Source organism: Candidatus Saccharibacteria bacterium oral taxon 488, from assembly GCA_013099195.1.
Classification (GTDB): domain Bacteria; phylum Patescibacteriota; class Saccharimonadia; order Saccharimonadales; family Saccharimonadaceae; genus Nanosynbacter.
Map to the genome: position 1 here is coordinate 574,610 of CP039999.1, position 24,473 is coordinate 599,082.

Below are 24,473 nucleotides of genomic sequence, written 5' to 3' on the forward strand. Positions count from 1 at the left end.
CTTAAAGAATTTCGGCGGGTCGGGGCGCGGGCGACCCGCCGAACAGGGCTTTGCCCTGATCTTTTTCAGCGCAGCTACTTTGTGCTAAAATAGGTTCGAGCGTGGGCGTAAAATCGCACCATTTCAGAGTAAAAATCCAAATCCTCGCCTTCTTGGGCGATTTTTTGGTTCACATTTTTTAATTCCTGCCACAGACAAAAACCACTTTCCGCCCCCTTTCGGAAAGTGGTTTTTGAGCTTACGCCCGTAAGGGTTTGGGTGATGGTTTTGTTATGGTATAATAAAAGAGCAACACAATCTACGGGTAAACTTTATTTTTGGCTTAAATGGCCGACTTGGAACAGTTTAGTTTATCTAGATTGTGTTGCACCAAGTCGGCTTTTTAAGTTAAGAGGTGGAAAAATGGAAAAATACATTTTGTATGCTCGCAAGTCAACCGATATGGAAGACAAGCAAGTTTTGAGCATTGAAGCTCAGTTGGTAGAACTGAGAAAATTTGCCAAAGATAACGACTTGGTGGTGATTGACGAACTGATAGAAAAACGCACTGCCAAAATGCCTGGTCGTCCAGTCTTTAATTCCATGATTAAACGCATTGAAAATGGCGAAGCCAACGGCATTTTGGCGTGGCATCCAGATCGCTTGGCTCGCAATTCTATAGATGGTGGGCAAATTATCTATTTACTGGACCAAACATCGCTTAACTTTTTACGATTTCCAATTTTCCAATTTGAAAATACCTCGCAAGGCAAATTTATGCTGTCAATTATGTTTGGTCAGTCTAAATATTATGTAGATAATCTGTCCGAGAACACCAAGCGAGGTTTGCGTGCCAAAGTGAGAAACGGCAATTTTCCCAGTCAGGCTCCTTTCGGTTATTTGAATGACAGTCGCACTAAAACTATTATTTTAGATAAACGCTATGCACCACTTGTAAAAGAGATTTTTGAAAAATATGCTCGTGGCGACCAAACTATGAGTCAGTTGGCAGATTTCTTGCAAGGTAACGGAGTAATTACTCGAACCGGCAAAGTCTTCAAAGACGATAAAGTGAAGTCTATTTTGCAAAACCCCTTTTACTATGGGCATTTTCTCTATAAAGGCGAACTTTACGAAGGTCGCCACCAGCCAATTTTTTCCAAAGCTCTTTTTGATAAGGTCCAGCTAGTGATTGCTGAGCGTGGACACAAGAAACGAGCCAAAAAGGAGGCTGTGCCGTTTTTGGGGCTGATGAAGTGTGCTAATTGTGGCATGAGTATTACTAGCGAAACTAAAACTAGAACTCAGAAAAACGGCAATTTTCACCGCTGGACTTATTACCGCTGTTCTCGTAAGAAGCGAGCTATTAAATGCACTAACCCACCAATTAGAGAAAAGGATTTGTTGCCCCAGCTTTCGGCATTACTTGGCAAGTATGCAATGAGCGAAAAAATGTTTGCTTTTATGAATGAACGAATTGAGCAAGACGAACAAGCCGAAATCGCTGGCAATGTTTCTTTACTGGACGATTTGCGAACGCAAATCGCAAAACTAACCAATAAGAAACAGATTTTACTGGATAGTTATTTAGATCAGGACATTGATCGCCAAACTTTTCTGACTAAAAAGAGCAAGATTTTAAGCCAAAAGAAAAGACTAGAAGAAAGTTTGGTTAATTTACAAGTCAACCAAAATGCTTGGATAGAACCGATGACAAAGTGGCTAGAAACTGCAAAATCTATCTGTTATTTGTTAGAGTCTGATGATTTTGACGGACAAAAAGCCGTGCTTTTAGAAATCTTTGGCTCGAACCTATTTTTACATAACAAAACCATCACCCAAACCCTTACGGGCGTAAGCTCAAAAACCACTTTCCGAAAGGGGGCGGAAAGTGGTTTTTGTCTGTGGCAGGAATTAAAAAATGTGAACCAAAAAATCGCCCAAGAAGGCGAGGATTTGGATTTTTACTCTGAAATGGTGCGCGAGGCGGGAATCGAACCCGCACGACTTTTGGTCAAGGGATTTTAAGTCCCTCGCGTCTACCAATTCCGCCACTCGCGCCTATCCGTAGTATACTATATTTATGCGATAAATTGTACACATCCACAATGGCAATACATTTAATAATCGTACACGATTATCTTAAGACGCTTTAAAATGATACTGTCACGACTCTACACACCGAAATGGCGTAAATGGTTGACCTAAACATAAAAATGATGCTGGTCTTGTTGACCGACATGCCAAACTCGATTTACTGTTTCAAAAATTATTCTATTCAATTAGACAAACTGTCTGTAGATTATCCTCATTTTACATACTACATCTGAAATGCCGTTATCCAAAAACATATCGTGGATATAAGCGAAAGCGGAGTCATAACATATTTTTCTTTCTTACTTTTTGAAATGATGTTCATAATAGTATTCAAAGATAGGTAAGCGGCAAAGAAGAAACAAATATATTTAGTAACCCCAAAAGACAACCACAAAGGAATAAAGCCTCCAGCCTGCAAAATAATTATCATTGCAAAAATTTGGATAGCCACCGAAATGACTGCCATAACTCTCAATTTCTTAGGTAAGATTTTATGTTGTCCACCCATGGTAAATTCACCCAAAGGCAGACCACAAGCAACAAGAACTGTCATAATTGCTATAATTCCAAATAATACGGCACCTAATATTGAAAGCATAAATCAATATTCTCCCTTCGCAAAATACAAAAATTCAGTTGCAAATTCAACTTTATTTCACTCAATATTTTTACTTATACTATAGCTCTCCAAGAGAGCTTTTATCGACAATCCTGGAGGCACGTACGAGAGTCGAACTCGTCTAAAAGGTTTTGCAGACCTCTGCGTAACCGCTCCGCCAACGCGCCGCTCTGTTACATTTGGTGCGAGCGAGAAGACTTGAACTTCCACGAGCATAATGCTCACTAGCCCCTCAAGCTAGCGCGTCTACCAATTCCGCCACGCCCGCATGACCACTTACCATTATACCTGATTACGGTGCTTTGTAAACGGATTCGCGGCGAACCGTCCAGTAGATCACGTCGGCGAACCGATCGGTGGGATATACCAACCGCATTGACTTATCAAGCGCCGACACGGAACGCAAGTGAATGTAATCCAGTTGCACTTGATATAGTGCGAGGGCTGGCACATCGGACTGCCAATGCTTGGTAAACGTTTGGTATTTGCTCACTCGTTGTTTGGCATTTTGTTTGGTGCGACCAGCCGCGAGGGCATCATCGGCCACCGCGCTGTTATAGTTAGCAAAATTGAGACCGCCTTGATTGGCCTGTGACGAATGCCAGTAGGCAAAGACGTCAGCGTCACCGCCCAGCACCAACTCATACAACAGTACATCAAAGCCACGCGGCCGCAGAACAGACTGCAAAACGTTTTGCGAGGCATCATTTGGATCAACCACCCTTAGGTCAACAGTGATATGCAGCGTTTCCTGCCAGACTTTTACGAGTTCACGCGCAATATTTTCAAAGTCAGAGCCTTTGAGCGTCACGAACGACAATTGCAAAACCTGCTCGCCCTTTTTACGCTGATTACCGACTACCTTCCATCCTTCTTCATCCAGTAACTTTTTTGCTGCTTCTGTGTCATACGGCAAACGACCGGCCAGCTGCCCGTCTACTTGGTCGTCAAAAATTGGGCCGTGTAGTGGCTTCTTGGCGAAAGCAAACTTCTCGCGTAGCGCTTGGGTATTAATCGACTGGACCAGTGCTTGTCGAACTTTGCGCGAACTCACCATTTCGCTCTGGGTATTAAATAATGCATAAACGCCATCGTTAATAGCGTACGACCGCGAGGCATACATGTGACGGATCTGGTCTGACTGAGCCATATATGACAACTCCGGTGTCGCCATAATTTCACTCGTCTTGAGACCTTTGGTTATCTCGTCCCGCGTCGGATATACATACAGCTGAAAGCGATCCAGCTTTGGCGCACCATGATGATACTGCGAGTTCACCACGAGATGAAGCACTTTTTTCGACCCATCAGCATTGGCATTCTGTAGAATCCGCATAGCAAACGGCCCAGAGGTTACGGGCGACTTACCATAACCATGCTCGCGTAGCTCAGCCGGATTAACTTCACTGAGGCTGTGCTGAGGCAAAACCGGAAAGGTGAGGGCGTGCATGAATGGTGCGTATGGGGCCGGCAGGATAAATTGCACCGTTCGCTCGTCAACCTGCTTGACGTTGATCGACTGCCAGCCGGTAATTGACGATTGTGTCCGTGCATCCTTGAGTAGATTAACAGTAAACACCACGTCGCGAGCATCCAGCGGCGCTCCGTCTGACCACTTGAGATTACGGCGCAATTTGACCGTATACTCAGTCTCGGCCTCATTGACTGTGACCGACTCAGCGAGGTCGCCCTTGATATGTCCGGTTGTATCATAATTATAAAGACTCGCAAACATCAGCCGAGCCGCTGATTTTTCGGCACTACTACGAGCAAAGATTGGGTTCAGTGTCTCTAATGGGCCTAGCACGCCCTCTGAATACGACCCGCCCCTGGCTGGTGCGTTATGAGCATATAATTCACGAAATGACAGCCACTGCACCATGCTGATGGTAATCAATAGAATAACCAGAAAGATCCACCCCAGGACATGCCGCTTAACTCCAGCCAAATGTTCAAGGCGCGAAGAGATAAACATATGCGTGTGACGCAGGGTCGTCTTGGTTAGTTTCTGCGCCCGTCCATCGAGGTCTTTCGTTGTGAAGTCCAGCCGCAGAAATTTTTTCCAAGATGATTTTTTTGTGTCCAAGATATACCCCTAGCCCTTCAGACTCGGCAACACCAAACTCGCCAAGATCGACAGCACGAACACAACAGCAAACACAATAGTCACATCAAACAAGTTCTTGTCAAAACCTCGCCGCGTGGTGAACAGTTCGCCCGACGAGCCAAATCCTGCACCCAGGCTAGCACCACGCTGCTGCAACAATATGGCAATGATCATCAAAACGGCTGATCCTAATGTGACATACGGCAAAATAGTATCAAGTGACATGCTTTCTCCTTATTCTGGCGCCGGCTTGATAACGAAGGCGCTACTTACTATATAGTTTACCAGACTGAGTATGATTCCGGCAAGAATTGACGAGCCAAAACTCATGGATAATCCCGGCGCCAGTGCCAACGATATATACACCATGATGCCATTAACCACCAGCGTAAATAAGCCGAGCGTCAGTAAGATCGCCGGTAGCGACAAGATGACAACGATCGGTTTTAAGATAGAGTTGACGATCGAAAAGATTAAACCGGCGAGGATAAACGTTGCCGTCGTCTCAACCACTGGCTCACTCGTCCCGAGAAGCCGCACCGCCACCCAGATACCAACAGAATTAAGTACCCACCTGACAAAAAATATTGCAAATTGTCGTCTCATGACTACATTTCATTATATCATAACGCTAGCAAGCGCCGTCGACTACCCTGCGCTCAGTGCTCTTGATGTGCATCTGGAGCTGCTGTCGACTACTCGTCCCCTCAATGCAGATCGCGGCCGGCGTCGAACCAGACGGCGGGATTGTTCGTACAGTGATTACGATATCTGGCGAGCCACTCTTGAACGACTGCGGCAATGTCGTTGGGTATGACCCTTTGAAGTTTTTTTCCTGTTCCGCCGCTGATAATGCATTCTGAAGATCCGATGTTATAGCTTTACGCACCGTCTCTTTGCGCCACCCGTTATAACTGACGAGACCGATGCCCGCCAAGATACCAATAACCACAACGACAATTAGTATTTCTATGACGGTAAATCCATACTTGCGACTCATACTTATGATGATAGCATAAGCTTAATCTTTTTCGCTAGCTCTTTATCCACGATTTTTTCCAGGTCGGTGAGTGAGGCATTCCGTATACGGCTGATGCTGCCAAACTTTTTCAATAATTTGGCGCGGGTTTTTGGCCCAATGCCAGGAATTTCCTCCAGCTGATTTTTCGTTTGCTGCTGACGCTTTAGCACCGTGTGGTAGCTCACGGCAAAGCGATGTGACTCGTCGCGGATGCGCTGGAACAGTTTGACGATGTCGGTTGTCGCAAGGGTATTCTCGTCCGCCGTCGGACGTTCGTTGCGAGTTTGCTCCATGCTAGCTCGTAAGTTTTTTGAGTGTGAACTGGCGTTACGCTGACTTGGGTGTAAATTCACCACATAAACATCACCGTCTTCGTGAATCATAATATCCGTCCGTGGCTGCGACCGAACCTGCTCAATGAACGCTATGTCAATTTGCGAACCAGTTTTATGTACCAGCAACTCTTCCTCGCGCTTGGCGATACTGATGATTGGCACGGTGACGCCACGCTCATCACGCGCTTTGATGGCTGCCGCTAGCTGACCCTTACCGCCATCAATCAGCAGCAGATCAGGACGACCCCAGCTTTTTAAATGACGCTCACTCAACCGGCGAAAAACCGTCTCATGCATATTACCCGTATCATCATTTTTCTCACTAACTTTAAACTTGCGGTATTCCGCCCGGTCGCTCGCGCCATTGGTAAATACCACCATACTAGCGACGACTTGCTGCCCGCTCATGTGTGAAATATCATAACCCTCGATGCGTGCTGGGATATCTTTTAGGCCCAATAATTTCGCCAAATCAGCCAATGCCTTGTCCTTAGAAATATCCAAAAACTCTTTGTCGCCGAAACAAACTCGCCGCTGCAATTCCTGCATGGCGCGTAGTTTATTGCGAAGGTCGGCCGCCCGCTCAAAATCATGCAGCCCAGCTGCCGTTTTCATGTCGCGCTCCAGCTCGGCGGCGATGGCTTTACGATTACCCTTGATGTAACTGATGAGTTTGTGTAGATTAGCTTTGTAGGCAGCTGGCCCATCGCTTAGTCGCGGGCTGAGACCCAAATCTTCATCCAATTTCGACTGCCCTGGTCGCCGCTGCCTGGTTAAATACGGAAACACTCGCCGCAGATAGCGCAAGGCTTTTTTCAAGGCAAAGCCATTATAAAACGGGCCAACATATTCCGCGCCGTCATCCGCAGGATTGCGCGTAAAACTGACGGTCGGCCACTCACTTTTCATGTCGATGCGTACATACATCTGCGATTTATCATCACGCAGCAGCACGTTGTAGCACGGCATGTAGCGTTTGACCATCTCGCTCTCCAAAAACAACGCGTCAACCTCGCTCTCGGTCTCAATCCAATCAGTATCAGCAATTTCCGCCACCAACGCCATGGTTTTATTGTCCCGCCCGCGCGAATCTTGAAAATACTGGCGCACGCGGTTACGTAACACCGCCGCCTTGCCCACATAAATAATCTCGCCGCTGGCTGACTTATGAAAATAGACGCCAGGAGTGCGCGGTAGGGTCTTGAGTTTTTGCTGCAACCGTTGATTCACAGCTACCATTATATCAAGTGATCACGTCTTGCCGACAAAACCACTGAGCACACCATCCAGCTCGCCCTGAGCAAGTCGTACCGCCCACTCTTGATGCTCCAGGAATGACAACAATCCAGCCTTTAGCCCAAACCAGCCTAACTTTTGTCTAGCTTCGGCAACTTTTCTCGATTGTTCTCTAAATGTATAATACTGGTCGCGACACTCTTGCGGAATATCTGAAATTTTGCGGTTTGGCATTATAGCATTTATTAGTTCCTCGACTTTTTCTGTGTCTTTTGGACGCCAGCCGGTAATTGAACGACATCCGTACGCTCCTAATTGAGCAATTGGATTAAGGATAGCGCATACTGTCTCGCCATCTCTCTTCACAAGCCACTGATCAAGACTAGCTGGGGGAATTTCCGTCTCAATACCGCCGAGGCGCCAGTATAAACGACCTTCATCATCAACATAACGATCGCCGACGAAATCAAATATACCACGACGATTTTTTTCGTATGGATTAAGTCCAAATGCCGAAACTACCAACTTATCACCGATAGCATCGGTAATTTCCTGCCGACAACTCTTCACAACAGTCTTATCTGTGCTTTGCACTAATGTATCAAGGTCTCGCACCGTACCGTTTTTACGTAGACGCGGTAAATCCACACCATTGGGCAGACAAACAACACGATTATCCCAATCAATTTTGGCAGCGTTGGTAACTGCATGTAGACCCAGCCCGCCGACAACATTATACGGAACTTCGCGATCTTTCATTCTGTCATGAATGCTGCGTTCTGCAAGCAGCGAGTACATATTTCCTGAAACTTCACTCATACTATAGTCCTTGTCCGCCTATTGTAAATCATTTGTCTTAGTTATATCAAGTAAATACCCTTCCAAAAACTGACTCCACTCCGGCACATTCTTTTCGCGGAAATAGGCATGAAGGAAATCAACCATAACGTGCTGACGCTTCCTCGCTTCTATTCGCCCCGGCTCCGTCAGCATCAAGCCTTTCAATTTCAGCAACTTCTCAAAAAAGTGATTAATAAAGCCGTCGGTATCATGCGTGTTGCCGTTAATGTCGTATTCTTCCGCCGCTAGATCAACATTTGGCCAAACCGCGGGGTCAAAAATCCGCCCACCGTGATGGCAGGCATACATCAATCCTCGCTCAATCCCAACCGTGCCAATAGCATCGCACATGTCAGCGTCAGACACTAGCTGCCCCGCCAGCCGCCGCGGCTGCTGGCCGTCCAGCCGTTTACTATAACCAATCGCCGCAATATTTTCTAATACTGCCTGACATAGGTCAGTATCCACTCCTGCATCCACCATACTATTGACCGCGTTCGTCAATTTCTCTGCCTGCGCTTTGCCAACTAATTTGTAATCGTCAATGTCATGCAACCAAGCCGTCAACAGCACTTCGTACAGATCTACCGGCTCATTACATTCGCTCGCAAAACGCTCCGCCAGAAAGGCCACCCGCTCAACGTGATCATCAGCATGACCCGATGGGTCGCCGCCTAATATACCACGCACTTTATTTTTTATTGTCTCAAGTTGAGCTATCTGCCGTTCGTCCATAGGGTTATTGTATCACCCATGCAGGCCTCAACCCACTAAACTATTTTCATTTTACCCAAGAGGCGCTATAGTAGTGATGTGAAAACAGCTGTGAAAAGAAAAGTACCTGAATTTATCAAACGATCATTAGGACGCATACCACGACTGCCAGTGCCAGCACCCGTTTGGCAATTGGATAAAATCGACGAGAGCTTAACGCCAAATATGCGAGCACTGCGGATGACGATGGCAATTGCCGAGGAATTATTAGCAATGGGGGTGGCTGCTCGGGACGTGGTACATATGGCGCTAGGGATCACTGGCACATACTGCAGGCGACGAGTTCACATTGATGTCAGCTCAACACTCATCACCATGTCCCAAGACCGCGGTACCGAACGCGAACCACTCACCTTGGTGCGGACGATCACATTGAAGTATGTCAATTACCAAACGATCCAAGCATTGCAAAACCTTGCGCTATTAATTCGTGACACTCATTTGCCATTAGCCGAGGCAGAGCAACGTGTCGAAGAAATCCTCGCTAACCCACGCGAGTACTCACGCTGGGTCACCTGTTTGGCGGGCGGTGGTGTATCGATGGGTGTGGTGATTTTATTTAACGGCTCGATCTTGATGAGCGGACTAGCGTTTGTGATGGGATTTGCAGCAACAGCAACGATGAGAATTCTAGATAAATGGGGTCTCGCAACATTTTACCTGCAAATCATTACCGCACTCCTAATCACCCTGGCAGCAGGCGCCGCTCAATGGCTAAATGGCTGGCTGGGCTGGCAAGTTGATACGACAATGCTGGTGATCAGCGGTATCGTGTTGCTGGTAGCAGGGCTGATGATCGTCGGTGCTTTTCAGGATGCGATTGATGAGTATTATGTGACGGCAAATGCCCGGCTACTACGGGTGATTATGGCGACGATGGGTATCGTTGTCGGCGTGATGACCGGGCTATACATCATTCAGCGATTTGGCATTAGTTTTCCAACGACACCGGATCGGCTGGGGCTAGCGGTAGATATACGAGCACAGTATCTAGGTGCACTAATCATTGCTGCAGGTTTTGCGGCCGGCAATCACGCACGTTTGTTCGGAATGCTAATTTCTGGCGGCGTCGGCGTGTTGGGCTGGTGGGTATCAAGCACCCTGGTTGGTTCACTCGGAGTCGTTATCGCCAGTGGCGCCGCAGCGACAGTAGTCGGATTGACGGCGGTGCTTGCGTCCCGACTATGGCGCTTTCCTTCAGTGGCCATTATCGCTGCCGGCATTGTGCCGCTGGTGCCGGGCTTGTCACTCTATAACGGCTTGATGGGGGTGATAGAGAATCCGCCGACCGACCCTGAATTTTTATTGTCACTAGCTGTCCTTGCACGAGCTATTATGATCGGTGTGGCCATTGCGATCGGCGCATCGCTTGGTAATATGATCGGCCGGCCGGTACGGCGCGGTATGATTCGCTGGTATAATAAGCTCCTGCGGCGACGAGAGATAAAAGTTCAATAAAGTACGCGCAAATTTTATTTCAAGACTACACACTCGTCGCCCAGTGTCTGACGCAGCTGACTCATGAGCTGGTCGCCAGCCTCAACACGAAACGGCATGCGCATGGCAGACTTATTTGCCTCACCCAGCACCAACACCACATCAGTTACGCCAGCATATTCGGAGCAGAGCGACTTGAGCGCTACTAGCTTATCGTGGTCGCTCGGGTTTTTGATATGAAGAAATAGCTTTTCTGCCTCGGGCGAGGGGGGCGTAGCTACTGGGCGTGACGGCGTGTTTGTCGTGCCAGGCGGTGTCGATTTCATATTTGTTCCGTTCGCCGTCGCTGCTCGGGCTATACCTGGCTTCTGGGTCTTTTGGGCTCGGAATGCTGCACGCCGCTCTTGCTTGAATTTGCTGCTGACTTTTGGAGCCTCCATTTGACGGCCAGTCGATTCATAGCTCTTGATATCTTCGTCGGAGACAATCTCAATTTCATCAGCAATCATCTTACTCTCTGAGCCCAAATTGCTATCCCGATCACGTGCCGAGTTTTTGCCGGTCACCCGAATGACGGCGTCTTGGACAAGTTTGGCACCGACTTGCTCATACAAATTCGGAAAGACAATAACCTCGCCCTCGCCAAATTTATCTTCGATCCCGACGAACGCCATCTTGCTACCTGATTTGGTCACGATGGTGCGCACCGTCGTGATGATACCACCAATTATCATCGGGCGGCCGTCGTATTCTGGCACCAGCTGCGTTAACGGCTGCGCCTGCTCACTGAGGTATGCTTCATACGCATCAAGCGGGTGCGCCGAAATATATAGCCCCATCAGCTCGCGCTCCCACATCAGCCGCTCTTTGTTGGTGTGTTTGGCCGGCGCTGGCTGTAACTGCATCGTTGGCTGAACATCAGCCGACTCATCACCGAGCATACCAAACAGGTCAGTCTGCCCTGACGCAGCCTCTTTCTGAGTCTTTTGAGCAAAGGCGACAATGGTGTCAAGATTAAACAACAAGTCAGACCGATCGCCAAAGCTGTCAAAGGCGCCAGTTTTGATCAGCGACTCCCAGGCCTTGCGGTTAAACTTGCTGGTCGACACTCGCTTGGCAAAATCTTCGACCGACTTGAACGGGCCATCAGCCTCGCGGGCACGAATAATTTCTTCCACCGCGCCGACACCGACGCCCTTGACCGCCGCCATGCCGAAACGAATCTTCTTTTCACCAGGCACCACTGCGAACTCGACAAATGACTCATTAACATCTGGGTTGAGTACTTCGATGCCCATGTGCTTACACTCAGTCATCTCGATGGCCAGGCGCTCGGTGTCGTCCTGATCACTGGTCATCAGTGCCGCCATGAACGCGTCAGGGTAATGCGCCTTCAGGTACGCTGTCCAGTAGGCGATCAAGCCATAACACGCTGCGTGTGACTTATTGAAACAGTAGTTAGCAAATTCCTCCAATGCATCCCAAAACTGCTCAGCGATTTCCTTAGTCGCGCCACCAACCTTGACCGCGCCTTCGACAAACTCTGGCTTGACCTTTTTCATCAAGTCAATTTTCTTTTTACCCACTGCTTTACGTAGGGTGTCGGCTTGACCGCCAGTAAAGCCACACCACTCTTTGGAAATCTGCATAAATTGCTCCTGATAGACCAAAATGCCATAGGTGTTTTTCAATGAGTTTTCCATGCCGGGGTGCAGATAGGTAATTTCTTCCTCGCCATGTTTACGCTTGATGAACGAGTCGATAAACTGCATTGGCCCCGGGCGGTACAGGGCCACCATGGCGATGATGTCTTCAAAGACACTCGGTTTGAGCTCGCGCAAGTACCGCTTCATGCCAGCCGACTCCAACTGGAACACGCCGGTGGTATCACCGCGCTGGAATAATTTGTAGGTTGCTGCATCATCCAGCGGCAACGTTGATAAATCAATGTCCGTTTTGTAGACTTTACGAATAATACGCAGCGCATTGTTGATGATGGACAAGTTAGACAGACCCAAAAAGTCCATCTTAAGCAGCCCCAGTTCTTCCACCGGGCCCATCGGATACTGAGTCGCCACCACGCCCTTTTGCGCCATCTCGAGCGGCACGTATTTCACCAAATCATCCGGTGCGATCACCACGCCGGCGGCATGCACACCGTGCGAACGAATGGTTCCCTCCAGCTGCGACGCAAAGTCATAAACTGTTTTGGCAGTCGGGTTGGTCTCGTATTCTTTCTTGAGGTCAGGATCTTCCTCCAGCGATTTTTTGATGGGCACGTGACGACCCTGGACGGGCGGTGGAATGAGCTTGGCTAGCCGGTCAGATTCGCCGTACGGCACCTGCAACACCCGCGCCACATCACGCACCGAGGCACGCGCCGCCATGGTACCAAAGGTACAGATGTTGGCGACTCGTTCTGAGCCGTATTTCTTGGCGCAATATTCGATCACCTCGCCGCGGCGGGTATCTTGAATGTCGATATCGATGTCGGGCATGGAAATACGGTCGGGGTTGAGAAATCGCTCAAACAGCAGGTCGTAATGCAGCGGGTCAAGGTCGGTGATGTTCAGGGCATAGGCGATGATTGAGCCAGCCGCTGAACCACGCCCCGGCCCAAAGATAATCCCCTGAGATTTGCCCCAGTTGATAAAATCCTGGACGATCAAAAAATAGCCGTTATAGCCCATGTTGTCGAGCACGCCAAACTCCATGTCCAGTCGCTCTAGCTGCGCCTCTGATAACTTGGCTCGCAGCTGATCATTCGGGAGCTTCTTCGCGTCCTCCAACTTCATGCCAGCGTACCGTACTGCCATACCGCTGTACACCAGATGATCCAGATATTCTTTTTCCGATTCACCGTTTGGCGTTGGGAATTTCGGGATGAGAATATCACCAAGTTTAATTTCTACGTCGCACCGATCGGCGATGGCTTTGGTATTGGCAATTGCCTGAGGATTGGTTGTTTGCCACCGCGAAATGATGTCTTCTGGCGTCGTCAAATGCAGCTCAAAATCCTTCAAGCTCATCCGCTTTTCATCACTCAAATACGCACCAGTACCGACGCATAGCAAAATCTCATGCGCCTCTTGGTCTTCGTGATTGAGGTAATGACCGTCGCTGGTCACCACACACGGAATATCCAGTTCCTCGCTGATGCGCTCAATGTAATCATTGACCTTTTTTTGCTCCGGCCAGTGACTGCGCGCCTCCGGGTGGCCATGGTCTTGCAGCTCCATGTAGTACCGATCGCCAAACACCGACTTGTACCAGCCAGCAATTTCCTTGGCCTTTTCATAATCATCATTGCGCAAATTCTCGCCCAACTCACCACCAATACAGCCAGACATACAGATGATGCCTTCGTTGTATTGTTCCAGTAATTCGTGGTCAATGCGCGGCTTGTAATAGACACCTTCGAGGTTGGCGATGGTGCTGAGCTGCATCAGATTTTGATAGCCCTTGTGATTCATGGCCAGTAGCGTCAGGTGATAGCGTGCCTTGTCCTTAGCTGGGTCGCGGTCATGACGAGTGCGGGCTGCTACGTAGGTTTCGATGCCGATAATTGGCTTGATACCAACATTCTTGGCGGCTTTATAAAACTCAATTGCGCCCGACATGGTGCCGTGGTCAGTAATGGCACAAGCCTCCATGCCGAGCTCTTTCACCCGAGCCACCATGTCAGGAATCTTGGTCAGCCCGTCAAGGAGCGAGTGGTGAGTGTGATTGTGTAGGTGCACATAATCAGACGGCTGCAACGTAGCCGCAGTTTGAGTTGAAGCTGTCGTATGTTTGGTCACCATCATGTACCGCGCCCTCTGGGCGCTACCTCCTCTTTCTCTACCAAGTATAGCATGTTAGCGCCGGCGCTGCATGGTATCAATCAGCTGATTGAGAAAATCCGCCAGTGCCGGAAAGATATCAGCAAACCGCCCGAGCAGCCAAGCTGACACCATGATCAACACCGTCACACCCACGAGGCTACCCATGCCAAAGAAAAAACCTCGCCAAAAGTTCATCCAATAGACCTGCCGACGCGATCGATGAAAGTCAAAAAACAGATCTTCGATCATTGCCTGCCGAGCACCGTTTTCATTATCACGCTTGATACGATCAATGGCGCGATGGGCCAGTGACGGGCGTGATCCGGTAGCCCGAGCATCCTTACGGCTACTTTCTTTTGGCGACTTAGCTGGCACTATTTTCCTCAAGCCGCTTGACCAAATATTCACGAAGGCTCGCACCAAGCTTCGGATCACGCATGCCAAAATCAATCACTGTCTTGAGATATTCCAGTTTATCGCCAGTGTCATAATAGGTACCATTGGTAATTTCTACGCCATAAAAATTATAGCCATCATCAATCATGCTCTGCATAATCGGCTGCACCGTAAATTCACCGTGACCATCAAACGCATGCTTGGCTTTCTCGAGATAGCTAAAGAACTCGCCCGGCAGCAAATAGCTACTGACGCTCGCTAGATCAGACGGAGCATTAGCCTTACCTGGCTTTTCAACGATGTTCGTCATCTTGATCACGCCGTCAGCAACCTGCTCACCGTTAACCACGCCGTAGCGATCAAATTCAGCGTCATCAACAATCTTCTTGCACGATAGCACCGCGCCGTCTAATTTTTGCGCCGCAGTGATCATCTGGCGGAACCGGCTGGGGCTAGCAGCGATAAAGTCATCAGCAAAGGTATAAATAACCGGCTCATCACCATTGATCAAATGCGCGGCGCAGGTCAATGGCGTGGCGTTGCCGTACGGGCCTTTCTGGCGAATGTAAACAAAGTTTGCCATTTCCGACAAATTATTCACGATGTCAATCAGTGGCTGTTTCTTGGCGCCGCCCGCCCGCAGATTGACCAGTAGTTCCTCGTTCGGCCTGTCAAAATGATCCTCAATTGCTCGTTTGTTGGCGCTGCCGATGATAATGATATCTTTGATACCGGCCTCGACCAATTCCTCGACGACGTATTGGATAATCGGCTTGTCGATCAGCGGCATCATTTCTTTTGGCATAGCCTTAGTTTGCGGCAAGAACCGCGTACCGAAGCCGGCGGCAGCGATGATAGCCTTGGTTGGTTTTTTCATGATAGTTCCTCCTGTCGTAGGTTATCTAAATAATCAAACAAAAGCGCGAATGGCCCTGTTACACATAAATCACCCGCCCGAGCGATGGCAAACAACTCTGTCGCTGAAACAAACCGTAGTTCAGCGCCCTGGCTACTTTCAGCTTCATCAAGATGGATTGCATCCCCATTGTACACGCAGTCAGTCGCCAAGTACACTGCGATCTTGATATTAATGTACGGGCCCTCATAGCATTCACCAACATATTCAAAGCGCCCCGGCGTGCAGCCCGTCTCCTCCATTAATTCACGCCGCGCGACTGCCTCTACCTCCTCGCCCGGCTCGCCTTCGCCACCGGGGAAATCATAGAGCCATTTTTCCGGGCCAGCGCGAAACTGATAGGTCATAGCGATCTTGTTATCCGTCGTCACTGCCACCACTAATACTGACACTAACTCCTCAGAAAAGAAGGTCGTAAACTCATGCTGTTCACCATCCTCTGTTTGATATCGCTTGATGACGGCCGAGCGCTTGAACGCCTCGCCGACTGTTTGCGTGGTGGTTGGTTGAATACGCGTGAATGTTTTCATTGCAGTCGCTCTCGGATTAGCTTCTGGGCGAGGCTTGGGTTGGCCTGGCCCTTAGAGCGCTTCATGACTTGACCAACGAGGTAGCCGATAGCTTTGTCTTTGCCCGAGCGAATGTCAGCGATGGATGCCGCCGAGGCTGGGTCATGTAATACTTCGTCAACGATGACTGTGATGACCCTCTCGTCAGACACCTGCAGTAAATTCTTACTCTCGGCAATCTCGCGCGGCCCCTGTTTGAGATATTGTCGATCAAACAAACTAAGGAAAATCTCTTTGCCGCCAGTTGAACTCACCTCGTTATCCTCGACGAGTAGTGACAACTCTGTCAACCGACGCGGCCCAACATAACCCTCCCCGATGAGATCCATATCAATCAACCCCTCCGGCGTCGAAGCAAACCAGTTAAAGATCCGCTTGACCAGCCGCTGATATTTTATCTTGTCAACTCCCAACTCATCGAGAACAGCTTGCTCATTATGCACCGTCAGCGTCTTGATAGCATCAAGCAATATCGCGAGCGGCTGATGGCCGAGGATCGTCGTAATCACCGAATGATCCAGCCCCAGATCAGCCCACCGCTCTCGGCACTCGCCCGGCATCAGCGGCATATGTTCCTGCATGCCGGCGATTTCCTCGTCAGTCAAAACAATCGGCGGGATGTCCGGATCGGGCATGTAGCGATAATCCTGCGCGTCTTCTTTCGAACGCTGTGAAGTAGTAATTTGCCTGTCATCACTCCAGCCGCGGGTCTCCTGCACCACCGATTCACCACTTTCCAGCAGGTCAACTTGGCGCTTGAACTCGTATTCAGCGGCACGCTCGACGCTGCGGAATGAGTTGAGGTTTTTAACTTCTGCGCGCTTGCCGAGTTCGGTCGCGCCTTTCTTAGCCACCGAAATATTGACATCAAAACGTATGTTGCCATGATACAAATCACCGTGCGTCACGCCAGCGTAGACCATCAATTTGTGCAGTTCCGAAGCGTACGCTTTGGCCTCCTCGGCAGAATGCATATCTGGCTCAGAAACAATTTCGATCAGCGGCGTGCCAGCGCGGTTGAGGTCAACCAACGAGTAGCCATCGTGGTGCGTCAACTTGCCCGCGTCTTCTTCCATGTGCGCGTGATGAATTCGCACTCGTTTGAGCGAACCATCATCCAGCGGTGCATCGACATGACCAGCCAAAATAATCGGCTGATACATCTGCGAGGTCTGATAACCCTTTGGCAGGTCAGGGTAAAAATAATGCTTGCGATCAAACCGGCTAACGCGAGCAATCGGCGCATTCAACGCCTTACCGGCGCGCACCGCCAGTTCGACAGCGTGCTTATTCAGCACCGGCAGCATTCCTGGCAGACCAAAGTCAATCTCGTGCGTTTTATTATTCGGCTCAGCATTACGCGCGTCATTATCAGCCGGGCTAAACAGCTTAGTTTTGGTCGCCAGCTGGACATGGCACTCGATGCCAATGGTCATTTCATATTCATCATATACACTCATCATAACGCTCCCAAATCTTTTAGTGCTTGTTCAAAAGCGGCCATTGCCCGCTTGAATGTCTGGGTGGTGATGGTGACTCGACTTTCGTGGGCAATTTGATTACGTAGTTTATGTGCCGACCAGACCGCGTCCTCATTCGTCCACAGACCACGCCGCGCCTTGAGTCGTTCACCCATCGTCGTGCCACTAACGCCATATTCGCGCATCGCCCGGTCGAGCAGCTTGTCAGCTTTGATAATCGCCATCTGCAGACTGTCGGGGTTATTTGTATCGGCCACACGCTGCACCGCCTGCCAGACTTTTCGGTATAGTTCCCGGTCGAGCTTCTCTGTTCGCTTCGACGTCAACTGAATGAATAGCATCAATAGGCCACCGATCACCAGCGCCGCCACCACTAGCGCGATCAACAATCCATCCATCAGATGACCTCCACTTCCGCCGCCAGTTTCAGCAGGCTTCCGTCCGAACGGTAATTACCAACTAGCTGCACGCCGATCGGTAATCCTTCATCGTTGCTTCCAGCTGGTACGGAAATTGCCGGTAGTCCAGCCAGACTGGCCGGCACGGTCATGATATCAGACAAATACATTTTGATCGGATCACTAGTGTTCTCGCCAAGTTTGAATGCCGGCGTTGGTGCCGTTGGCGTCAGCAGCGCGTCGTACTCGGCAAACAACTGCTTAAACTCGTTGATGAGTAGCGTACGCGCTTTTTGCGCCTGCATGTAATAAGCGTCAAAAAAGCCGCTCGACAACACAAAGCTACCAATCATAATCCGCCGCTTATTCTCCGTCATAAAACCTTCATTACGGCTGCAGCCGTACAATTCCGCCAGCGTTTTTATCTCAGCCGCTCGGTGACCATAGCGCACGCCATCATAGCGCGCTAGATTTGACGACAACTCTGCCGGCACAATAATATAGTACATCGCCAGCGAATATTGCATCATGTCCAGATTTACCTCTTCAATTTCATAGCCCAATTGCTTTAGTTTTTCAGCATAATCAAGCGTTTTCTGGCGAACTGCCGCGTCCACATCGTCAGTCATACATTGTTTAACCAAACCAATTTTCTTCTTAGTAAAGCCTGGTTGGTTCTGCCAAAAGTCAGGCAGCGTGGTCATATCCTTGTCGTCACGACCCGCCATGATTTCCATCACCAGATTAGCGTCATCAGCGTTCGTCGCAAAGCAACCAATGGTATCCGTGCTCGAGGCCATAGCCACCACGCCGTAGCGGCTGACCGCGCCGTAGGTTGGCTTGACACCGACCACGCCGTTAAAGCTGGCGGGCTGGCGAATTGAACCGCCAGTATCTGTTCCCAGCGCAAACGGCACCACGTCAAGCGCCGTTGCTACCGCCGAGCCGCCCGACGAGCCGCCGGCTACTCGAGTTTTATCCGCAGCGTTTTTGGTCGGACCAAAGGCTGAATTTTCCGTCGAACCGCCGTGAGCAAAGGCGTCCAAGTTCGCCTTGCCGATGCAAATTGCACCTTCGGCCTCCAATTTTTCAACCGCCGTCGCCTGCAGCGGCGCGTTAAAATTCTCGAGCATTTTTGAGGCAGCAGTCGTCGGTGCGCCAAAGGCCAAGAAATTATCCTTCACTACAAATGGCACACCAGCCAGCCTGCCAGAAATTTCACCCCCATCAACCTTCGCGGCTCGCTCCAAAGCCCGCTCTTCTGTCAAACTGAGCAGTGCGTGATAATCTTCAATGTCGCGCACCCGCCGCAAAGCTTCCTTGACATTTTCGACTGCGCTTTTTCCGGCAAAATCACTAATCTGGCTCATCACAGCACCTGCGGCACTTTCACTTGATTATTCTGTTTTTCGGGTGCCAAGTTAAGCAGCGCTTCCCTGGAAACACCTGACTGGACCTCATCTTCGCGCCAGACATTCGCTAGCCCCGTTACTTGATAGGTCGGCTCTACGCCAGCTGTGTCAAGCTTACTCAGCTGCTCAATGTAGCTAATTATGTTTTCCAAATCCTGGCGCAGTCCATCAACTTCATCATCGGCTAATGCCAGACTACTTAAACTCGCCAAGTGCTGAATGTCACTGGTAGAAATAGTTGTCATGCAGTCTATTATAGCACTGTCTCGAGGAAAACCTAATAACTCAGCAGCCGCGGCGAATGGAGCGTCACCATCTGTGGTAGGCCATACCTACTGATCCCAGAACCAAGCGATAACCCACCGCGGTTCCAGCCGATAGCTGCCGCCGTTGCTGCATCGGTTGCCGCATTTGGTGCGTCTGGTCGTTCAATATAACTAATCTTGTTGGCACCACGATCTGCCACATATACTCGACCATCCGGGCCACGTAAAACTTGTCCGCCGCCATCGCCACCAAAGCCAGGACCCATCCAGCTAGGTTGATTCGGCACTGACGAGTTTGGTAGAGAGTCGGCAACCGCACAGTCCCTAAAATGCTCACAGCTAGTGAAGCCGATGAATCGCTCGCTCGCTTTAATAGTGCTACTATTACGACTTGTTATATCATAGCGGAATAATTCACCAATATATAACTTCGAGACGTAGACGTGGTCACCATTTGGCGAGAAATCAGCAGCATATCCTAAGCTACTGTCAAGTGGGTTGTTGTTATGCACGCCAACTGACCAGTGAGCTATTGGTGTCATATTGGTATCAGCCCCAGATATATCAAATACGTGTAATACTCCAGCGTTACCATTACGATTTGGACAGGCACTACCACCCATAAACACTAACATTTTGGTAGCCTCGTTGTTAAAGTTAATCGAGCCGAATCCCGTTCGTGAAGGGCTTGATGGATTTGGTTGCACGATACACGGCTGAGCCGGGCCAGACGGTACATTATACACTGCTGCATTTGGCGTCTGAATAGTTGCTCCGTTGTCAGTCGAGAAAATATTGAAGGCATAGACTTGATTCGGTGAACCCGGCCGATAGGTATACACCACCGCACCATTTCCCGCATTATTCGGCACGGCATTCATCGCCTCGCCAGAATAGTTGCGCGAAAAACTGCCCGCCATGCCAATAGACATGTTCTTTTTCGTCACTCGTCCGAGTGGATCATTGGTAAAATCAACGACGTGGTAGTATAGCGTGCCGAATTTTGCCCGCTCACGACCATTTGCCGAGTTTGATACTACGAGATATTTAGACTCTTCCTTATTGATCGGGAAAGCAACCACCGCCTGCGTACCAGTACGCGAACCGCATAATCCCTGTGGTGATTCACTATAGTATGCTGTTTGACCATCGTCACATGTTGGATTGCCATCGGGAGCCGAGCTATCAACCTGCATAATATTCCGTGCCGAGTTCCAGATACGAAGTCCGTCAGAGTAGAATTTCAAATTACCATTACGATCGGAAATCGTCGTTAGACCCTCATGGGATGGGCCACTTGAGTGTGTTGGATGAGGGTGTGGCGTCGGTTTATTTGACCCGCCCACACCGAAATCGAGACAGACTGACCCGCCGATACACCACCAGCGCTTACTGGCGCGCGTTCCCTTAAAATCAACTTCCGGGATAGCTTGCTGGCGTGAATTGTAAATATAGGTTTTATACGGGCGGCCATCAGATTTTCGAATCAACTCAAGGTAACCCTTGACATCAGCACGCCGCGGGTTAGTTGTTGAGGTGTATTCACCAATAAAATACGAACGTAATTTGTCATTACGAAATACGTCAATCGCCGTACCATTGCCGCGGCAATCGGTACCTGGACGCACGCCCGAGGCAATGGCGCTGTCATGACCACGACTGATACATTCATTCATCCGCACCACGCCGGCCTCAGCCGCTTCACGCGCCAGCTGATTATAATACTGCTCCATCAAGGCATTAGCTGCTGCCGACGCCAGCTGGAGACCAGCTAGCAAGATCAGCAGCAGCATAATGCTCGCCACAAGGACGGTCGGCAACACAAACCCACCGTCCTTATCCCACCCAGATGTCTTATTAGTCACATCCGACTCCGTATTTATCGCACATCGTCGAACGGACATTGCGCTGTACATTGGTTTTAGTGTATGTGGACCCAGTATCGTGCACCTGAACGGCTACCGTGATAGCTCCAGCAATCAGCACCACCCCTGTTGCGCCCAACAGGATCAGAGACATCGTCTTAGATGTGTTGCGGCCAGAGATAATCCCCTTAAGCATCCACAGCGTCGCACCGATTACCCCTAGCCCTAGGAGATATGGTACAAACTCACCGAGATACAGCGCACCATACACTGTACCAGCGTCACCAGCGCCGACAAATAGTAGCGAGCTGATGAGGACTGTTACTAACTTTGCCGTCAGCACAATTGCTGGAATTACCAAAGCACCAAATGCACCATATGTTACTACTTTATACGCCGTACTACTGGTGTAGCTGTCACGATCTGGAATAGCCCGTGAGACGCGACCAAATGTGATGAGCGCAACGATTGCAAACAGTGTTGCCAATACACCCGCCATCACTATACCCGTTCCCGGCGTTACCATGTTTATCGATAATATATCGGCCAGCCAACCGCCAATCGAAGTTATCGTCGTTGTCGTTGCACCATTAACCTTTGCCCAAGCAGTAAACAACGACCCCAGTACTTGCGCAAACAATACCGCCGATACGACCGTCGATACCATTGCTAGTAAATACTCAAATGTCAGCCATTTTGCCTTACCGCGACCCGGATCGGTAGCAGCCTGGGGGTAGTACGCTGTCGGTTGTGGAGCATATTGTGGTACTGGTGGAACACCTGCATCCTGCACCGGCTGCGCCACCTCTGGTGTTGCTGCTGTTGTCTTTTGTGTCATAATTATTACCTCCGCTTATGCTACCCTCATTCTACATGGTCTGGCGAATTTCTGCAATTAAATCACGCAGCTGAGCGGCTTTTTCAAATTCTAGATTGGCGCTATGTAGCTCCATTTGACCAGTCAACTCCTTGATTAGCGCTGGATATTCGTCCTTTGGAATCTTCTTTAAGTCTAGCTTTGGCTTTTTGTCCGACTCTTTTTGCGGGATGATGGAGCGCAGGCCATCGTCAATCTTCTTCTGGATGGTTTGCGGCGTGATGCCATGCTCTTCGTTATATTGCTGCTGAATTTGTCGACGACGATTCGTCTCATCAATCGCCCGCCGCATACTGTCAGTCACATTGTCGCCGTACATCAGCACCCGCCCATCCACGTGCCGCGCCGCCCGGCCAATCGTCTGAATCAGCGCCTGCTCACTACGGAGGAACCCTTCTTTATCAGCATCCATAATCGCTACCAGACTTACTTCCGGCAGATCCAAGCCTTCACGCAGCAAATTGATACCAACCAAGACATCGTACGTCCCCAGCCGCAGATCTTTGAGAATATCGCCGCGCTCCAGCGTGTCAATTTCACTGTGTAGATACGCCGTTTTCACGCCATTGTCCGTCAGATAAGCGCTTAAGTCCTCGGCCATGCGCTTGGTCAAGGTGGTTACCAGTACGCGGTGACCGCTAGCGATGGTCTGGCGAATCTCCTCCATCAAATCATCGACCTGCCCCTCAGTTGGCCGCACTTCAATCGGCGGATCAAGCAGCCCCGTCGGCCGAATCAACTGCTCAGCCGGCTTTGGCGAATGAGCAATTTCATAGTCGCCCGGCGTAGCGGAAACATAAATCGCCTGGTGAATATGTTGATCAAACTCATCAAACCTCAGCGGGCGGTTATCCAGCGCACTCGGCAAACGAAACCCATGCTCCACCAACACTTCCTTGCGCGCCCGGTCGCCGTTATACATGCCGCGGACTTGCGGCAAGGTCATATGCGACTCATCGACCAGCAGCAGCCAATCGTCCGGAAAATAATCAATCAAGGTCGCCGGCTGCTCACCCGGCTCACGGTCGGTCAGATAGCGCGAATAATTCTCAATGCCTTTGACAAAGCCAGTTTCCTTGAGCATTTCTAGGTCATATTTGGTGCGCTGAGCTAGGCGCTGCGCCTCCAACAATTTGTCGTGAGACTCAAACCACTTCAGTCGCTCGTCAAACTCTTTTTCGATGCCGATGATGGCTTTTTCAATTCGTTCACGCGGCGTCGAGTAGTGACTGGACGGGAAAATCGTCAGGCTAGCTGGTTGATCCAAAATCTCGCCAGTCAGCGGATCGATTCGCGTGAGTCTCTCAACTTCATCGCCAAAAAATTCCACTCGCACCGCCGTGTCCTGCCCGGCTGGGAAAATATCTACCACGTCGCCGCGCACCCTGAAAGTCCCGCGCGCAAAATCAACGTCGTTACGCTTATACTGAATATCAGTTAGCAAGCGAATAAACTTATCCTGCACCCGCCGCTCACCGACCGTCAATTGAATGGCCATATCAGCATACGTCTCCGGCGAACCGATGCCGTAAATACAGCTGACACTGGCCACAATGATCACATCGCGCCGCGTTAACAGTGCCGACGTCGCGGCATGCCGCAGTCGATCGATTTCATCATTGATTTTCGAGTCCTTCTCAATGTAGGTATCGCTCGACGCAATGTAGGCCTCCGGCTGATAATAATCAAAATAGCTGACGAAATAATGCACCTCATTATCCGGAAAAAACTCCTTAAACTCAGAAAACAGCTGCGCTGCCAAGGTCTTATTATGTGCCAACACCAGTGTCGGCACGTTGGCTCGGGCAATAATATTTGCCATGGTAAAGGTTTTACCCGAACCGGTCACGCCCAGCAACGTCTGCTCGCGCTCGCCCCGCTCCAAACCGTCCACCAACTGAGCAATCGCCGTCGGCTGATCACCGGTCGGCTGATAGTTGGAGACGAGATTAAAGGCGCTCATATCATTACTATTGTAGCATTATTGACAAATAACAACTTTTCATGATATAGTTAACCAGTTA

Annotated in this window: 20 protein-coding genes, 3 tRNA genes and 2 pseudogenes; 3 read left to right on the top strand and 22 right to left on the bottom strand. The window is 49.7% G+C overall.

Features of this window, described 5'->3' with window-relative positions; genetic code table 11:
• The first annotated feature begins 261 nt into the window (after positions 1-261).
• Positions 262-852, top strand: a pseudogene (locus FBF28_03045) (recombinase family protein).
• A 378-nt stretch (positions 853-1,230) separates the two neighbouring features.
• Positions 1,231-1,383: pseudogene (locus FBF28_03050) on the top strand (hypothetical protein).
• Positions 1,384-1,954: 571 nt separating this feature from the next.
• Here the strand turns inward: FBF28_03050 and FBF28_03055 are convergent.
• From FBF28_03055 to FBF28_03105, 11 genes are all read right to left on the bottom strand, one after another.
• Positions 1,955-2,040, bottom strand: a tRNA-Leu gene (locus FBF28_03055).
• A gap of 259 nt (positions 2,041-2,299) precedes the next feature.
• Positions 2,300-2,674 (bottom strand): hypothetical protein, encoded by a 375-nt coding sequence (locus tag FBF28_03060; protein QJU08523.1) that lies wholly within the window; start codon positions 2,672-2,674, stop codon positions 2,300-2,302.
• Positions 2,675-2,788: 114 nt separating this feature from the next.
• Positions 2,789-2,862: transfer RNA gene (locus tag FBF28_03065), tRNA-Cys, on the bottom strand.
• 13 nt (positions 2,863-2,875) lie between these two features.
• Positions 2,876-2,963 (bottom strand) — tRNA-Leu (locus FBF28_03070).
• A 24-nt stretch (positions 2,964-2,987) separates the two neighbouring features.
• On the bottom strand, positions 2,988-4,781 hold the full coding sequence (locus FBF28_03075) for a peptide ABC transporter substrate-binding protein (GenBank protein QJU08524.1): 1,794 nt from the start codon (positions 4,779-4,781) through the stop codon (positions 2,988-2,990).
• A 9-nt stretch (positions 4,782-4,790) separates the two neighbouring features.
• Positions 4,791-5,027: a preprotein translocase subunit SecG gene (gene secG / locus FBF28_03080; GenBank protein ID QJU08525.1), complete on the bottom strand. Its 237-nt coding sequence runs from the start codon at positions 5,025-5,027 to the stop codon at positions 4,791-4,793.
• A 9-nt stretch (positions 5,028-5,036) separates the two neighbouring features.
• Entirely contained in the window at positions 5,037-5,408 is a 372-nt protein-coding gene (locus FBF28_03085) for a phage holin family protein (GenBank protein ID QJU08526.1), read from the bottom strand.
• Between the two features lie 25 nt (positions 5,409-5,433).
• Complete coding sequence (locus FBF28_03090; protein QJU08527.1) at positions 5,434-5,802, bottom strand: prepilin-type N-terminal cleavage/methylation domain-containing protein; 369 nt, start codon at positions 5,800-5,802, stop codon at positions 5,434-5,436.
• Between the two features lie 2 nt (positions 5,803-5,804).
• A complete protein-coding gene (locus FBF28_03095) occupies positions 5,805-7,388 on the bottom strand; it encodes an excinuclease ABC subunit UvrC (GenBank protein ID QJU08528.1) in 1,584 nt (527 codons plus the stop codon).
• 21 nt (positions 7,389-7,409) lie between these two features.
• On the bottom strand, positions 7,410-8,213 hold the full coding sequence (locus FBF28_03100; GenBank protein ID QJU08529.1) for a hypothetical protein: 804 nt from the start codon (positions 8,211-8,213) through the stop codon (positions 7,410-7,412).
• An 18-nt stretch (positions 8,214-8,231) separates the two neighbouring features.
• Positions 8,232-8,969 carry a phosphohydrolase gene (locus FBF28_03105; protein ID QJU08530.1) on the bottom strand — a complete coding sequence of 246 codons (738 nt, stop codon included), beginning with the start codon at positions 8,967-8,969 and terminating at the stop codon, positions 8,232-8,234.
• 78 nt (positions 8,970-9,047) lie between these two features.
• Between FBF28_03105 and FBF28_03110 the strand changes: the two genes are divergently transcribed.
• Entirely contained in the window at positions 9,048-10,466 is a 1,419-nt protein-coding gene (locus FBF28_03110; GenBank protein QJU08531.1) for a threonine/serine exporter family protein, read from the top strand.
• Between the two features lie 14 nt (positions 10,467-10,480).
• Here FBF28_03110 and FBF28_03115 read toward each other — a convergent pair whose 3' ends face one another.
• Genes FBF28_03115 through uvrB form a run of 11 tightly spaced genes read right to left on the bottom strand, consistent with a single transcriptional unit; the run spans position 10,481 to position 24,412 of the window.
• Entirely contained in the window at positions 10,481-14,251 is a 3,771-nt protein-coding gene (locus FBF28_03115) for a DNA polymerase III subunit alpha (protein QJU08532.1), read from the bottom strand.
• Between the two features lie 51 nt (positions 14,252-14,302).
• Positions 14,303-14,644 (bottom strand): hypothetical protein, encoded by a 342-nt coding sequence (locus tag FBF28_03120; GenBank protein ID QJU08533.1) that lies wholly within the window; start codon positions 14,642-14,644, stop codon positions 14,303-14,305.
• Positions 14,634-15,542 carry a UTP--glucose-1-phosphate uridylyltransferase gene (locus FBF28_03125; GenBank protein ID QJU08534.1) on the bottom strand — a complete coding sequence of 303 codons (909 nt, stop codon included), beginning with the start codon at positions 15,540-15,542 and terminating at the stop codon, positions 14,634-14,636. The genes FBF28_03120 and FBF28_03125 overlap by 11 nt, the downstream gene beginning before the upstream one ends.
• Positions 15,539-16,111 (bottom strand): NUDIX hydrolase, encoded by a 573-nt coding sequence (locus FBF28_03130; GenBank protein ID QJU08535.1) that lies wholly within the window; start codon positions 16,109-16,111, stop codon positions 15,539-15,541. Before FBF28_03130 ends, FBF28_03125 begins: the two co-directional genes overlap by 4 nt.
• Positions 16,108-17,613, bottom strand: coding sequence for an Asp-tRNA(Asn)/Glu-tRNA(Gln) amidotransferase subunit GatB (gene gatB, locus FBF28_03135; GenBank protein QJU08536.1), 1,506 nt, complete (start codon positions 17,611-17,613; stop codon positions 16,108-16,110). Before gatB ends, FBF28_03130 begins: the two co-directional genes overlap by 4 nt.
• Entirely contained in the window at positions 17,610-18,029 is a 420-nt protein-coding gene (locus FBF28_03140) for a hypothetical protein (GenBank protein ID QJU08537.1), read from the bottom strand. The genes gatB and FBF28_03140 overlap by 4 nt, the downstream gene beginning before the upstream one ends.
• Complete coding sequence (gatA, locus tag FBF28_03145; protein ID QJU08538.1) at positions 18,029-19,399, bottom strand: Asp-tRNA(Asn)/Glu-tRNA(Gln) amidotransferase subunit GatA; 1,371 nt, start codon at positions 19,397-19,399, stop codon at positions 18,029-18,031. Before gatA ends, FBF28_03140 begins: the two co-directional genes overlap by 1 nt.
• Entirely contained in the window at positions 19,399-19,686 is a 288-nt protein-coding gene (gatC, locus tag FBF28_03150; protein ID QJU08539.1) for an Asp-tRNA(Asn)/Glu-tRNA(Gln) amidotransferase subunit GatC, read from the bottom strand. The genes gatA and gatC overlap by 1 nt, the downstream gene beginning before the upstream one ends.
• Positions 19,687-19,718: 32 nt before the next feature.
• Positions 19,719-21,572, bottom strand: coding sequence for a hypothetical protein (locus FBF28_03155; protein QJU08540.1), 1,854 nt, complete (start codon positions 21,570-21,572; stop codon positions 19,719-19,721).
• Positions 21,565-22,410 (bottom strand): hypothetical protein, encoded by an 846-nt coding sequence (locus FBF28_03160; protein QJU08541.1) that lies wholly within the window; start codon positions 22,408-22,410, stop codon positions 21,565-21,567. Before FBF28_03160 ends, FBF28_03155 begins: the two co-directional genes overlap by 8 nt.
• Positions 22,411-22,441: 31 nt before the next feature.
• The gene (gene uvrB / locus FBF28_03165; protein QJU08542.1) at positions 22,442-24,412 is read right to left on the bottom strand and encodes an excinuclease ABC subunit UvrB; all 1,971 of its coding nucleotides are present in this window, start codon (positions 24,410-24,412) and stop codon (positions 22,442-22,444) included.
• Positions 24,413-24,473 lie beyond the last annotated feature (61 nt).

Excerpts from the sequence above, each read along its gene's own strand:
- FBF28_03060 (QJU08523.1), bottom strand. The coding sequence starts at position 2,674 with ATGCTTTCAATATTAGGTGCCGTATTATTTGGAATTATAGCAATTATG.
- secG (QJU08525.1), bottom strand. The coding sequence starts at position 5,027 with ATGTCACTTGATACTATTTTGCCGTATGTCACATTAGGATCAGCCGTT.
- FBF28_03085 (QJU08526.1), bottom strand. The coding sequence starts at position 5,408 with ATGAGACGACAATTTGCAATATTTTTTGTCAGGTGGGTACTTAATTCT.
- FBF28_03090 (QJU08527.1), bottom strand. The coding sequence starts at position 5,802 with ATGAGTCGCAAGTATGGATTTACCGTCATAGAAATACTAATTGTCGTT.
- FBF28_03100 (QJU08529.1), bottom strand. The coding sequence starts at position 8,213 with ATGAGTGAAGTTTCAGGAAATATGTACTCGCTGCTTGCAGAACGCAGC.
- FBF28_03105 (QJU08530.1), bottom strand. The coding sequence starts at position 8,969 with ATGGACGAACGGCAGATAGCTCAACTTGAGACAATAAAAAATAAAGTG.
- FBF28_03115 (QJU08532.1), bottom strand. The coding sequence starts at position 14,251 with ATGATGGTGACCAAACATACGACAGCTTCAACTCAAACTGCGGCTACG.
- FBF28_03125 (QJU08534.1), bottom strand. The coding sequence starts at position 15,542 with ATGAAAAAACCAACCAAGGCTATCATCGCTGCCGCCGGCTTCGGTACG.
- FBF28_03130 (QJU08535.1), bottom strand. The coding sequence starts at position 16,111 with ATGAAAACATTCACGCGTATTCAACCAACCACCACGCAAACAGTCGGC.
- gatB (QJU08536.1), bottom strand. The coding sequence starts at position 17,613 with ATGATGAGTGTATATGATGAATATGAAATGACCATTGGCATCGAGTGC.
- FBF28_03140 (QJU08537.1), bottom strand. The coding sequence starts at position 18,029 with ATGGATGGATTGTTGATCGCGCTAGTGGTGGCGGCGCTGGTGATCGGT.
- gatA (QJU08538.1), bottom strand. The coding sequence starts at position 19,399 with ATGAGCCAGATTAGTGATTTTGCCGGAAAAAGCGCAGTCGAAAATGTC.
- gatC (QJU08539.1), bottom strand. The coding sequence starts at position 19,686 with ATGACAACTATTTCTACCAGTGACATTCAGCACTTGGCGAGTTTAAGT.
- FBF28_03160 (QJU08541.1), bottom strand. The coding sequence starts at position 22,410 with ATGACACAAAAGACAACAGCAGCAACACCAGAGGTGGCGCAGCCGGTG.
- uvrB (QJU08542.1), bottom strand. The coding sequence starts at position 24,412 with ATGAGCGCCTTTAATCTCGTCTCCAACTATCAGCCGACCGGTGATCAG.